Here is a 13,215-nt window from a genome sequence, read left to right on the forward strand (position 1 = left end):
CAGGCCATCACAACTGCAGCTCGCCGGCCCTCGTCACGCTCGCCGTGGCGGGGGCCGCTGCATTGTGCTGGCCTGCACGTCCGCCACCCGGCCTCGTCACCCCTCCGAACGCAAGCCGTGCCACCTCACGCTCGGCGCCCAGGCTCTGGTACGGGTGCAGGCCGAACTCGTTGACCAGCCGCTTGCAGACCTCGACGCCGCGGACCGAGTTGCCCGCCTCGTCCAGCCGCGGCGAGAACGTGACGACCGCGAGGCGCTTCTCCGGCACCACAAGCATCACGTTGCCCGAGACGCCGGACTTCGCCGGCAGCCCGACCTGGCCGGCGAACTGCCCGGAGTCGTTGTACATCCCGCTGTGTCCCATCACGGACAACACCCGCCCAGCGGTCTCCTGGGAGAACACCCGCTCACCCGAGTACGGCGCGACGCCGCCGTTGGCCAGCGTGGCTCCGGCCGCCGCGAGCCGCTGGGCGTCGACCTCGAGTGAGCAGACGGCGAAGTAGAACTCGGCCGCCTTCTGCGGCGCGTCGCGGTCCTTCGGGTCCACGTTCAGCATGTCCTTCGCGGCCATCAGGTTGGCCAGGCCGCGATTGCCGTGGCCGGTGTCGCGCTCGGCCAGGAAGGTCCGGTGGTCGAAACCGGGTGGCGCGCCCATCATCCGGGCCCAGGTCTGCTCGACCTTGGCGAACCGCTCGGACACGTCCAGGTCGGGCTCGACCAGCGCGAGGGTCGCCATCGCGCCGGCGTTGATCATCGGGTTCTGCGGCTTGCCGGCCGCGTCCAGCGACAGCCTCGGGTCGTTGAAGGTCCCGCCGCTCTGCTCCTGACCGACCCAGCGGTGCACGTCGGCGGCGCCGAGCTGCTCGAGCGCCATCGCGTAGCTGAACGGCTTCGACGTCGACTGCACACTGAACCCGACGGTCGCGTCGCCGATCTGGAACACCTGCCCGTCCCCCGTGCAGACCGCGATTCCGAACCGTTCCGGGTCCGCGTTGCGCAAGGTCGGGATGTACTGCGCGACCTCACCGGACCGCTCGTCCAGGAGCTCGGCGTAGATCCGCTCGACGCCCTGGGTGAACTCGGCGAACTCGTCCGGCCGCATCGACAGCTGCCCTTGCAAGGCACGCCAGATCACCGGCTCCCGGACCACTTCCCGGAACTGCTCGAAGTCGAGCCACTCCGGCTGACCGGGCTCGAACGGCGTATCGGAGTCCACCGTCGAACTCACCGCGCGCTCGACGCGCGGGTCGTCGGCGCGGAGACCGGCCTGCCCCAGCTCCTCGAGCAGCTTCCACTTCCAGACCACGTTCGCCCGGTCGGTGTCGAGCGAGCGGAACAGACTCTCCACGTCGAATTCGGCCATGCGACAGACCTTCTCCGGCGTGTGTTTCCGGGCTGGTTCCCTGGTGTTACGAGACCGTCAAACAGCTAGTCGTCGTACAAGTTGATTGCTTGTATGATCACTGCATGGACCACATCCGCCATGTCCGGCTGTCCTCCGTCGTCCTGCCGCTCGACCAGCCGATCAGCGACGCCAAGGTGCTGACCGGCCGGCAGCGGCCGATGACCGAGATCGTCTTCCTGTTCGCGGAGATCGCGACCGCGCAGGAGCAGCACGGGATCGGGTTCAGCTACTCGAAGCGGGCCGGTGGTCCGGCGCAGTACACGCATGCCAAGGAGGTCGCCAGCGGGCTGATCGGCGAGGATCCGTCGGACATCGCGAAGGTGTACGACAAGCTGCTGTGGGCGGGCGCGTCGGTCGGACGGTCCGGGGTGGCGACGCAGGCGATCGCGGCGATCGACATCGCGCTGTGGGATCTGAAGGCGAAGCGGGCCGGTCTGCCGCTGGCCAAGTTGCTCGGGGCGCATCGTGACTCGGTCCGGGCCTACAACACGTCCGGTGGCTTCCTGCACGCGCCGATCGAGGAGGTCAAGGAGCGCGCGTCGAAGTCGCTGGCGGACGGCATCGGCGGGATCAAGATCAAGGTCGGGCAGCCGGACACGCGGATCGACCTCGAGCGGGTCCGCGCGGTCCGCGAGCACCTCGGCGACGGCGTACCGCTGATGGTGGATGCGAACCAGCAGTGGGACCGGCCGACGGCGCTGCGGTTCGGCCGCGTGCTGGAGCAGTTCGACCTGGTGTGGATCGAGGAGCCGCTCGATGCGTACGACGCGCTCGGACATGCGGAGCTCGTGGCTGCGCTGGACACGCCGATCGCCACCGGGGAGATGTTGTCGAGTGTCGGCGAACACGTCCGGCTGATCGAAGCGCGGGCTGCCGACATCATCCAGCCGGACGCGCCGCGCATCGGCGGCATCACGCCGTTCCTCAAGTTGGCCACGCTGGCTGATCATCATGGACTTCAGTTGGCGCCGCACTTCGCGATGGAGATCCATCTGCACCTGGCCGCGGCCTATCCGCGCGAACCGTGGGTCGAGCACTTCGAGTGGCTGAATCCCTTGTTCAACGAGCGGCTGGAGACACTGGACGGCCGCATGCTCGTGCCCGACCGTCCGGGCCTGGGCTTCACCACGAGCGAGCAGTGCGCCGCGTGGACGGTCGACGCGTGTGAGTTCGGCACCCGATGAGCGGACGAGGGCTGGCCTACGAGCTGGTCGAGGAGCTGAAGCGGCGCATCCTCAGTGGAGAGATCGCGCCCGGCGAGAAGTTGCCGGCCGAGAACAGCTTGGTCGAAGAGTTCGGCGTCAGCCGGACGGTGGTGCGGGAGGCTGTCTCGCGGCTGCAGGCCGCCGGGTTGGTGGAGACGTTCCAGGGACGCGGGTCGTTCGTCCTGGAGGTGCCGGAGCGGACCTCTGGGCTGCGGGAGGTTCGGTCGCATCAGGACGTGCTGGAGTTGATGGACTTCCGGATCGGCGTCGAGAGCGAGGCGGCGGGCCTTGCGGCGGTACGGCGTACCGAGCATCAGCTGCTAGGGATTGAGCGGGCGCTGGCCGACTTCCGGCGGATCGGGGACGACCCGAGCCGCTCGGTGGAGGCGGACTTCGCGTTCCATCTGAAGGTCGCGGCCGCGGCCGGGAACCGCTTCTACTCCGACCTGATCGGGTCGCTCGGGCCGATGATGATCCTGTTGCCGCGGACCCGGCTGGATCCGGCGTACGAGATGTCGGACCCCGACCATCTCACCCGCGTCGTGCACGAGCACGAGAACATCCACGCCGCGATCGCCCGCTCCGACCCCGAAGCGGCCCGAGCCGCAGCGCGGGTGCACCTGGCGAACACCCGCCACCGCCTCGCGATGCCCACAGAGCATCGATAGATCCAAAAACGAACTTGGACAGGTATTCAGAATGCTTCCTAGGCTCACGAGCGTGACCCACTACTCCCCCGCCGAACTGGCTGCCCAGCTCAAGACCGGACTGCTGTCCTTCCCGGTCACGCATTTCACTCCTGACCTGAGCTTCGACGAGGCCGGCTACCGCGAGCACCTCTCCTGGCTGAGCCAGTACGACGTCGCCGGCCTGTTCGCCGCGGGCGGCACGGGCGAGGGCTTCTCCCTGACCCCGGCGGAGATCGACAAGGTCGTCCGTACGGCGGTGTCCGAGGTGAATGGCCGGGTCCCGGTGATCGCACCCGCCACCGGCGGTACGGCGACCGCGATCGAGCAAGCACAGGCCGCCGAGGCCGCCGGCGCTGATGGGGTCTTGCTGCTCCCGCCGTACCTGACCGAAGCCGGTCAGCGTGGTCTGAGCGAGCACGTGTCGGCGGTCTGTCGCAGTACCAATCTCGGAGTCACCGTCTACAGCCGGGCGAACGCGATCCTGACCGATGTCACCGTCGCCGAACTCGCCGACCGGAACGCGAACCTGGTCTGCCTCAAGGACGGCGTCGGCAACATCGAGCTGATGACCCGCACCTACGCCCGCGTCGGCGACCGGCTGACGTATATCGGCGGCCTGCCGACGGCCGAGACGTTCGCGTTGCCGCTGCTGCAGCTCGGCGTCAGCACGTACTCGTCGGCGATCTTCAACTTCGTCCCCGAGTTCGCGCTCGGCTTCTACGCCGACGTCGTCGCGCAGGACCGGGAGTCGGTCTACCGCAAGCTGAACGAGTTCGTCATCCCTTACCTCGACATCCGCGACCGGATGAAGGGGTACGCCGTCTCGATCGTCAAGGCCGGCCTCACCGCGATCGGGCGCAGCGCAGGCCCGGTCCGGCCGCCGCTACAGGACCTGACCACCGAAGAGGTCGCCCAGCTGACCGATCTGATCGGCAAGATCCAATGACGCCGACCATCACGTCCGTCGAGGTCGTGCCGGTCGCCGGGTACGACAGCATGCTGCTCAACCTGAGCGGCGCGCACGGCCCGTTCTTCACCCGCAACGTCGTGATCATGACCGACAGCTCGGGCAACACCGGCCTGGGCGAAGTGCCGGGCGGCGAGAAGATCGCGTCGACCATCCGCGAGGCCGCGGGGTTGGTGACAGGCCAGGAGATCGCGCGCTACCGCCAACTCCTGCGGGACGTCGGCCGTGCTTTCGCCGACCGCGACTCAGGTGGCCGCGGTCTGCAGACCTTCGACCTCCGTACGACGGTCCACGCGGTGACCGGACTCGAGTCGGCTCTGCTCGATCTGCTCGGGCAGCATCTCGGCGTACCGGTGGCCGAGCTGCTGGGCGACGGGCAGCAGCGATCTGCCGTGCCGGTGCTCGGCTATCTCTTCTATGTCGGTGATCCGGCGGGCACGGAGCTGCCGTATCTGACCGACGACGGCTTCGGTGATCGCTGGTCGCGGCTACGGCGACAGCCGGCGTTGACCCGGGACGCGGTGGTGGCGCTGGCCGAGGCGGCGCAGGAGCGGTACGGATTCGCGGACTTCAAGCTGAAGGGCGGGGTCTTCGACGCCCACGTGGAGATCGACGCGGTGCGCGCGCTGGCGGAGCGGTTCCCGTCCGCGCGGATCACGATCGATCCGAACGGCGCCTGGCTGGTGCGCGAGGCGATCGCGGTGTGCTCGGGGCTGCACGACGTACTCGCGTATGCCGAGGATCCATGTGGCGCCGAGGCGGGGTTCTCCGGGCGGGAGACGATGGCCGAGTTCAGGCGAGCGACCGGGCTGCGAACGGCGACCAACATGATCGCGACCGATTGGCGCGAACTGGCGCAGGCCATCCGGGTCGACGCGGTGGACATCCCGCTGGCGGATCCGCACTTCTGGACGATGGCCGGGTCGGTGCGGGTCGCGCAGTTGTGCCACGACTTCGGGCTGACCTGGGGGTCGCACTCGAACAACCATTTCGACATCTCGCTCGCGATGTTCACCCAGGTCGGTGCTGCCGCGCCGGGCGACATCACCGCGCTCGACACGCACTGGATCTGGCAGGACGGGCAGTCGCTGACGAAGGAGCCACTGCAGATCGTCGGCGGCGAGATCGCCGTACCGAACCGTCCTGGTCTCGGTGTCGAACTCGATCGCGACGCACTGGCCGTCGCGCACGAGCTGTACCTGCGGCACGGACTCGGTGCGCGGGACGACGCGGTCGCGATGCAGTACCTGATCGAGGACTGGACCTTCGACCCGAAGCGGCCCTGTCTGGTGCGCTGATGCCGCAGGCAACCGGTGGCGTGATCGCGATCAGCGGGTAACAATCTGTAGATGCGCGTGATCGTGGTGGGTGCGGGCGTGATCGGGCTGAGTTGTGCCGTCCGGCTCGCCGAGGGTGGGTACGACGTGGCCGTGTTCGCCCGCGACCTGCCGTTGGAGACGACGTCGGCGGTGGCGGCTGCGATCTGGTACCCGTACCTGTCGGCCCCCGAGGATCGCGTCGCCGCCTGGTCCAGGACGGCGTACGAGGAGTTCGCGAAGCTGGCGGAGCTCGAGCCGTCGGTGCGGATGCGGCACGGGCGCGAGTTCCTGGAGGAACGGACGCCGGATCCGCGCTGGGCCGACGTACTGCCTGATCTGGCCCGGGTGCCGTCGCCGCCGGCCGGGTTCGTGGACGGGTGGTCGTTCACGGCGCCGGTGATCGAGATGCCGGTCTATCTGCAAGCGCTGGTGAAGCGGCTCGAGCAGGCCGGTGGAACGCTGACCCGCTCGGCGCTGTCCGCGCTGCCGACCTCGGCCGACCTGGTGGTGAACTGCACCGGCCTCGGCGCCCGGCTGACCGCCGCCGACCCGACCGTGACGCCGGTCCGCGGTCAGGTGATGACGGTCGAGCAGTGTGGTCTGTCCGAGTGGCTGATCGCGGACCGCCCTCCCTACGACCTCACCTACGTCATCCCCCGCGAGAACGACGTCGTCGTCGGCGGCACCAGCCAGCCCGGCGACTGGACCATGGCGGTCGACCCCGAGACGACGGACCAGATCCTCGCCCGCGCTGCCGAACTCGTCCCGCAACTCCGCAAGGCGAAGATCCTCCGGCAGCGCGTCGGGCTCCGTCCGGCCCGCCCGACGATCCGCTGCGAACTCGTCCGCACTCGCACCGGCGAGCCTGTCATCCACTGCTACGGCCACGGCGGCTCCGGCGTCACCCTCTCCTGGGGCTGCGCCGACGAGGTCTTCGAACTTGTCCAAAGCGTCTGATCACCCGGTCATCCTCGACGGCGGCCTCTCGAACGCCCTCGAGGATCGCGGGCATGATCTGTCCGACGCGTTGTGGTCGGCGCGGTTGCTGAAGGATGCGCCGGCGGAGATTGCCGCGGTGCATCGGGCGTACTACGAAGCCGGGGCGATGGTCGCGACCACCGCCAGCTATCAGGCGAGCGTGATCGGCTTCGAGCGCGCCGGGCTATCGCGGGGTGAGGCCGAGCGGCTGATCGCCAGCAGTGTGCGGATCGCCCGCGACGTACGGGACGCGCTGGGCGGCGGCGGGCGGTTGGTTGCCGCGTCGGTCGGGCCGTACGGCGCGATGCTCGCGGACGGCTCGGAGTATCGCGGTCGGTACGGCGTGCCGGCTTACGTCCTTCGAGACTTCCACGGGCCGCGGCTGGAGCTGCTGATCGGCGCCGGGCCGGATCTGCTCGCGGTCGAGACGATCCCGGATACGGACGAGGCCGAGGTGCTGGTGGAGTTGCTGGCCGAAATGGACTTCCCGGCCTGGTTCTCGTACTCGATCGAGGGCTCGCGCACCCGCGCCGGCCAACCACTGAAGGACGCCTTCGCGATCGCCGCGATCGACCAGGTGGTTGCCGTAGGCATCAACTGCTGCCGGCCGGACGACGTGCAACAGGCAGTGGAGACGGCTGTCGCGGTCACCGGCAAACCCGCCATCGCCTACCCGAACAGCGGCGAATCCTGGGACGCCACCACCCACCAGTGGACCGCAACCCCGACAATCACGACTCCAACCGCCATCCCGGGCCCGATCGCCGACCCAACCACCTACCCCACCACCATGCGCACCCTCACCACCCTCTCCCTCGGTTGGCGGCGGGCAGGAGCGGAGTACATCGGCGGCTGTTGCCGGGTCGGCCCAGCGGACATCCGCGCCCTGGCCAGCGCTATCGGTCGAAGCTAGTGCCCCGTCAAGCCAAGTCAGCCGGGGAGGCCAGGTGTGGGGTTCACCCCTGATCTGGTCCCTTCACATCTGGCATGCGGTGGATAGAAGGGTGCAGCTGCGAGGTTGACCTCTGAAATTGGGCTCTACTGCTGGATGTGTGGGCGAGGTCGGCCGGTGTGCAAGCTCGACAGGAGGTGTCGGTCGGGGGCGTTGGTCGGGCGTGGCATTCACGCCTGACCCCGGCCGGCCAGGCCGGCGCCAGGGCGGACACCTCCTGTCGACCTTGCACACCCCCAGCCACCGTCCGCATGCGTGCGGCAACGACCTCCACGCCTCTTGGCAGAGCTAGCTGGTGTCGCCTGGTCGGTTCTCGGCGTACACGATGAGCCTGTTCCCGTCCGGGTCGGCGAGGTGGAAGACGCTGACGCTGCCGATGTCCTCCACCGGTCCGACCTCCCGTGCGTGCTCGCCGGCGAAGGCGTGCGCCGCATGGATGTCGTCGGCGGGCAGCATCAGCAGCGGCCCGCCCGGCTGAAACGCGCCGCGGGCATGCGCATGACCGTCGAGGGTCAGCCCGGTCGGACCGTCCATCGGGACGTCGTAGATCAGTCCTTCATGGCTCGTCGCCGACTGCGGCACGCCGAGGAGCGCGCTGTACCAGGCGATCGCCCGCTGCATGTCGGTGACGTGGACGAAGACTGCGCCGATCCGGTTGTGGATCGGTGCCGACGCATCAGCTGGCATGGTCACACGCCTAGGACCTGGCAGAGGAGGTCGAGGGCGCCGGGGTAGGCGTGGTCGGGTGGCGTGCCGTAGCCGACGATGACGGCTTGGCGGGTGGCCGGGGTCGGGTCGAAGTGGTACCTGCTGAGGCTGGCGAGGCCGAGACCCTGGCGGGCGGCGCGGGCGACGATGTCCTCGGCGTCACCCGGTACGTCGAGGAGGACGTGCATTCCGGCCGAGATGCCGGCGACCTTGACCTCCGGGGAGCGGACCGCGAGCAGTTCGACCAGGCGGTCCCGACGCCGGCGGTAGTGCATGCGCGAGCGCCGGACGTGCCGGTCGTAGTGGCCGGAGGCAATGAATTCCGCCAGCGTCAGCTGGTCGAGCGTCGCGGTCTGGTAGTCCGCGGTCCGTTTGGCCGCGATCACCGGCTCGATCAGCCGCTGCGGCAACACCATCCAGGCGAGCCGAAGGCCGGGTGCGAGACTCTTGCTCGCCGTCCCCGTGTACGCGACCCGCTCGGGATCCAGCGCCTGCAACGCCCCCACCGCCTGCCGGTCGTAGCGGAACTCCCCGTCGTAGTCGTCCTCGATCAGCACCGCCCCGGACTCCCGGGCCCATTCGACCGCCGCCGTACGACGCTCAGGCGCGAGCGGCACGCCCGTGGGCATCTGATGGGCCGGCGTGAGCAGCACACCTTGACCGGACAGCTCCGACACCTGTGCACCCAGCTCGTCCACCGGCACCGGCACGGGTTCGAGACCGCGCGCCCGGATCACGTCCCGGTGCAGGCCGTACCCGAACTCCTCCACCGCCATCGTCGTACCGCCCTGGGCCTTGACGGCCTCGCTGAGCAGACTCAGGGCCTGCACATACCCCGAGCAGATCAGGATCCGCTCCGGATCGGCCCGCACCCCACGCGCCCGGGCCAGGTAGTCGGCGAGCACCCGGCGCAACTCGATCCGGCCGCGCGGATCACCCAGTCCGAACGCCTCGTTCGGCGCCGCGGGCAACGCCTTCCGGGCCGCGGCCAGCCACTCACCCCGCGGAAACGTCGACACATCGGGCGACCCCGGCGTCAGGTCGTACCGGAAACTCCTTGCCTCAGGCAACGTCGGTACGGCGATCGCCGGTGTGCTGACGCGGTTGGCGACGACCGTGCCGGACCCCTGGCGTGCGGTCAGCCAGCCCTCGGCGACCAATTGTCCGTACGCGTCGGCGACTGTGTTGCGGGCGATCCCCAGATCGCGGGCGAGCGACCGCGACGACGGCAACCGCGTGCCAGCCGGCAACCGCCCGCTCCGGATCGAGTCGTGCAAGGCCCGGACCAGCTCGTTGCGTCCCCGTGCCGCGGCCAGATCCAGATGAAGATCCGCCCCGACCACATCGGAATCCTCCATGAAACGGGACCCTATCCCGCCGCCTCGCGTCCCAGTCCGTTCAGCCCGCCACCAGTTCCTCGCTGATCTCCCAGAGCCGCCTCGCGGCCGCCTCGTCGTAGCTGCGCGCCGAGGACGCCTTGGGCTTGCCGTTGACGAAGTACTTTCCGGACACCTGCGCGAGACCTGGTGCCGACGCCAGGTGAATCGAGGTGGCGGCACCCCGCGCCGGAGACTTCAGGAACGGCCGCAGAACCGGAACGAGTACTCGCTGCACGCCGCTGGGATCCTCGGCACCGAAGGCGGTGCGCACCACGCCGGGATGCAGCGCGTTGGTGGTGATCGAGGTTCCCTGCAGCCGTCTGGCGAGCTCGTAGGTGAACAGGATGTTGGCGAGCTTGGACTGGCTGTAAGCCCCTTCGCCGGAGTAGGACCGCTCCCCCTGCAGGTCCTCGAAGTCGATGCGCCCGGCGGTGTGTGCGTTCGAGGACACTGTGACCACGCGGGCCGTCCCGCTCTCCCCGAGCCGCTCCAGCAGCAGCTGGGTGAGCAGGAACGGTGCCAGATGGTTGACGGCGAAGGTGCGCTCGAGCCCGTCGGCGGTGACGTGCCGGGTGTTCCAGTAGCCGCCGACGTTGTTGACCAGCACGTCGATGCGGGCGCGATCCGCGAGTACCTCGGCGGCCAACCGCCGTACCTGTGCCTGCGAGGACAGGTCCGCGACAAAGACATCCACCTGCGCGCCGGTCGCCGTGCGGATCTCGTCTGCGGCAGCCTCGGCGCGCCCGCGGTCGCGACCGGTGATCGCGACGCGGGCGCCGAGGATGGCGAGGCCGGCGGCGGTGGCCTTCCCGATGCCGCCGGTGCCGCCGGTGACCAGCACCGTCCGGCCGGCCATCGGACCCTCGTGGTCAGGTGTCATCTGCCTACTTGACCTCTGCTCGCATCACCATCCGGAGCCCGATCAGCAGCGGGATGACAAGCCAGACGATACCGGTGACGGCGATGTTGGCCCACTGCTCGCCGGTCAGCGACTTGTCGAAGACGAACAGGCCGCTCTGCGCGAACTGGATGTCGACCCAGGGCTGCAGGTCGTGGAACCACTGGGAGCCGGCGGCCAGCAGGCTGAAGATCGTGGGCAGCAGGAAGGTGAGGACGAAGTACGCCACCACCGCCCCGATCGAGGCCCGGATCAGGACGCCCAGCATGAAGCCGATCAGCAGGCTCAGGACCATGCCGAGGACGTAGTACAGGCATTGGGTGATCGTCACGTCCCACACCAGCGTGGCGCCGGTGACGGCGGCACCCAACAGGTTGCCGAGGGCCCCGACCGCGAACGTCAGTGCCATCGCCGCGATCGCGATGACGACCGACGAGATCCCCTTGGCGGTGATGATCCGGCCGCGGTGCGGGGTCAGCGTGAAGGTGGTCAGGCCGGTGCGCTGGCTCCATTCACTGGTGACGGCCAGGATCGCGACCAGCGGCAGGATGATCACCACCGGGAAGCGGATCGCGGTCGCGAAGGTGGAGTAGGTGAGTTGGTCCTCCGCGGCGAACAGGATGACGCCGGCGGCGGCCAGTACGGCGGTGATCGCGATGCTGGCGATCAGCCAGAAACCGGATCGGGTGTCGAACATCTTGCGGAGCTCGACGGCGATGATGCGGGTCAGCGGGACCGGCTGGACGACGGCTCGGCGCGGCCGGACGGCTTCTACTGCGACGGCGGTCATGCCGGTGCTCCTTCGCGCTGGGTCGTGGAGGTGAGCTCGAGGAACATTTCCTCCAGGCCGGCGCCTTCGGCGGCCCGCAGTTCGGTGAGGGCGATCCCCGACTCGAGCGCCACCGTCCCGACGAGTGCGGCGTCCGCGTCGGTCCGCAGCGCGCCGTCGCCGGTCGGGCTCGCGGTGAGTCCCCAGTCCGTCAACGCCTGCTCGAGGCGGGCCAGATCCACGGCGCGCACGATCGTGCCGGCCGCGTGCAGCAGTTCGCTCTTGGTGCCTTGGGAGACGATCCTGCCGTGGCCGATCATGACGATGTCGTCGGCGATGACCTCGATCTCGTGGAGGAGGTGCGAGGACAGCAACACGGTTCCGCCGCGGTCGGCGTACCCGCGGAGCAGGTCACGCATCCAGCGGATGCCGGCCGGGTCCAGTCCGTTCGCGGGCTCGTCGAGGATCAGTACTTCCGGGTCGCCGATCAGGGCGGTCGCGATACCGAGCCGTTGCCGCATGCCGAGGGAGTACTCCCCCACCCGCCGGGAGGCTTCGCCCGGGGTCAGGCTGACCGCGGCCAGCATCTCCTCGACCCGGGTGCGCGGCAGGCCCATCAGGCGCTGGGCCAGGGTCAGGATCTCGCGGCCGGTGCGACCGGCGTGCTGCGCGGACGCGTCGAGCAGGACGCCCACCTCGAGCCCCGGGTTGGGCAGGTCCGCGAACCTCCGCCCGTCGATCGTGGCGGTTCCGGACGTGGCCCGGGTCAGCCCGACCATGATCCGCATCGTGGTCGACTTGCCGGCGCCGTTCGGGCCGAGGAATCCGGTCACCCGGCCCGCGGCGGCGGTGAAGCTGACGTCGTCGACCGCGAGGGTGGCGCCGTACTTCTTCGTGAGTCGCTCGACGGTGATCACGCGGACAGGCCGGTGATGGCGATCTTGCCGCGGGTCCTGCCGGTGGTCAGGTGGCGCATCGCATCCGGGACCTGGTCGAGCGGGTAGGTCCGGTCGAGGCTTGGGGTGACCTTGCCGGCCTCGATGAGGGGCGTGAGCCGTTCGAGGTCGCTACCGCGTTCCTTGTTGACGAAGAAGGTCAGGCGCTGGCGCACGAACAGCGACAGGGCCAGCGCGCGGAACTGCCGGTTCATACCGCCGCTCAGGCTGCCGCCGTCCTCACCACCGGTGATGACGGCCGTCCCGGTTGGCGTCAGCGCGCGCCGGAGCCTCGAGAGCTTGGGGTTGCCTGCGATGTCGATGATCAGGTCGTACTGATTCCCGGTCTCGGCGAAGTCTTCGCGGGTGTAGTCGATGACGTGATCGGCGCCGAGCGCCCTGACCAGGTCCAGCTTGGCGGTGCTGGCCACGCCGGTCACTTCCGCCCCTGAGGCCTTGGCCAGCTGTACGGCGTAGCTGCCGACGCCACCTGATGCGCCGATGATCAGGACGTGCTGGCCGGCCTCGACCCGGCCGGTGGTCAACGCATCCTGGGCGGTGAGCGCGGAGACCGGGACCACAGCGGCCTGTTCGAAGGAGAGGTTGGCCGGCTTGGGGGCGAGCTTGTCCTCGCGGGTGACGGCGTACTCGGCGAACGAGCCGGGTGCGACGCCGTACACCTCGTCGCCGACGGAGAACTTGGTCACCGCCGCGCCTACGGCCTCGACCGTGCCGGCGACATCTCGTCCGGGCACGGGGTTCCGCGGGCCAAGGAACCCGAAGGCGAGCCGGAGGAGGTACGGCTTGCCCGTCATGACGTGCCAGGTGCCGCGGTCGAGGCCGGCGGCGTGCACGTGGACGAGTACCTCGTTCGCGGCCGGTTCGGGCCGGGCGATGTGTCCGACCTGCAGGACGTCGGCTTCGCCGTACCTGTCCTGCACGATCGCCCGCATCGTGGTCGTGGTCGTGATGGCCATGGTGGTTCCCCCTGGTGTGCTGGATCTCGAAGCG

General features: G+C 69.3%; 13 protein-coding genes. 6 read left to right on the plus strand and 7 right to left on the minus strand.

Going from position 1 to position 13,215, the window contains the following annotated elements:
• Positions 1-7: 7 nt before the first annotated feature.
• Positions 8-1,363, minus strand: coding sequence for a glutaminase A (glsA, locus tag OG558_RS42825; RefSeq protein ID WP_405068144.1), 1,356 nt, complete (start codon positions 1,361-1,363; stop codon positions 8-10).
• 104 nt (positions 1,364-1,467) lie between these two features.
• Here glsA and OG558_RS42830 point away from each other — a divergent pair, with 104 nt between their 5' ends.
• From OG558_RS42830 to mmuM, 6 genes are read left to right on the plus strand one after another with little or no spacing between them, the layout of a single operon-like run.
• A complete protein-coding gene (locus OG558_RS42830; protein ID WP_405068145.1) occupies positions 1,468-2,589 on the plus strand; it encodes a mandelate racemase/muconate lactonizing enzyme family protein in 1,122 nt (373 codons plus the stop codon).
• On the plus strand, positions 2,586-3,278 hold the full coding sequence (locus OG558_RS42835) for a FadR/GntR family transcriptional regulator (RefSeq protein WP_405068146.1): 693 nt from the start codon (positions 2,586-2,588) through the stop codon (positions 3,276-3,278). Before OG558_RS42830 ends, OG558_RS42835 begins: the two co-directional genes overlap by 4 nt.
• Before the next feature lie 52 nt (positions 3,279-3,330).
• On the plus strand, positions 3,331-4,245 hold the full coding sequence (gene kdgD / locus OG558_RS42840) for a 5-dehydro-4-deoxyglucarate dehydratase (RefSeq protein ID WP_405068147.1): 915 nt from the start codon (positions 3,331-3,333) through the stop codon (positions 4,243-4,245).
• Entirely contained in the window at positions 4,242-5,564 is a 1,323-nt protein-coding gene (locus tag OG558_RS42845; protein WP_405068148.1) for an enolase C-terminal domain-like protein, read from the plus strand. Before kdgD ends, OG558_RS42845 begins: the two co-directional genes overlap by 4 nt.
• Positions 5,565-5,615: 51 nt before the next feature.
• Entirely contained in the window at positions 5,616-6,542 is a 927-nt protein-coding gene (locus OG558_RS42850; protein WP_329480016.1) for an FAD-dependent oxidoreductase, read from the plus strand.
• Positions 6,526-7,476, plus strand: coding sequence for a homocysteine S-methyltransferase (gene mmuM / locus OG558_RS42855; RefSeq protein WP_405068149.1), 951 nt, complete (start codon positions 6,526-6,528; stop codon positions 7,474-7,476). Before OG558_RS42850 ends, mmuM begins: the two co-directional genes overlap by 17 nt.
• Before the next feature lie 327 nt (positions 7,477-7,803).
• Here mmuM and OG558_RS42860 read toward each other — a convergent pair whose 3' ends face one another.
• From OG558_RS42860 to OG558_RS42885, 6 genes are read right to left on the minus strand one after another with little or no spacing between them, the layout of a single operon-like run.
• Positions 7,804-8,202, minus strand: a complete 399-nt coding sequence (locus tag OG558_RS42860) for a VOC family protein (RefSeq protein ID WP_405068150.1) — start codon at positions 8,200-8,202, stop codon at positions 7,804-7,806.
• Between the two features lie 2 nt (positions 8,203-8,204).
• Entirely contained in the window at positions 8,205-9,581 is a 1,377-nt protein-coding gene (locus tag OG558_RS42865) for a PLP-dependent aminotransferase family protein (RefSeq protein WP_405068151.1), read from the minus strand.
• 40 nt (positions 9,582-9,621) lie between these two features.
• Positions 9,622-10,482, minus strand: coding sequence for an SDR family oxidoreductase (locus OG558_RS42870; RefSeq protein ID WP_405068152.1), 861 nt, complete (start codon positions 10,480-10,482; stop codon positions 9,622-9,624).
• Positions 10,483-10,486: 4 nt separating this feature from the next.
• Complete coding sequence (locus OG558_RS42875; RefSeq protein ID WP_405068153.1) at positions 10,487-11,290, minus strand: ABC transporter permease; 804 nt, start codon at positions 11,288-11,290, stop codon at positions 10,487-10,489.
• Positions 11,287-12,186: an ABC transporter ATP-binding protein gene (locus OG558_RS42880; RefSeq protein WP_405068154.1), complete on the minus strand. Its 900-nt coding sequence runs from the start codon at positions 12,184-12,186 to the stop codon at positions 11,287-11,289. Before OG558_RS42880 ends, OG558_RS42875 begins: the two co-directional genes overlap by 4 nt.
• Entirely contained in the window at positions 12,183-13,181 is a 999-nt protein-coding gene (locus tag OG558_RS42885; protein WP_405068155.1) for an NAD(P)-dependent alcohol dehydrogenase, read from the minus strand. Before OG558_RS42885 ends, OG558_RS42880 begins: the two co-directional genes overlap by 4 nt.
• Between the last annotated feature and the right edge of the window lie 34 nt (positions 13,182-13,215).

This window comes from Kribbella sp. NBC_01510, from assembly GCF_045040325.1.
In the GTDB taxonomy this organism is placed as follows: Bacteria; Actinomycetota; Actinomycetes; order Propionibacteriales; family Kribbellaceae; genus Kribbella.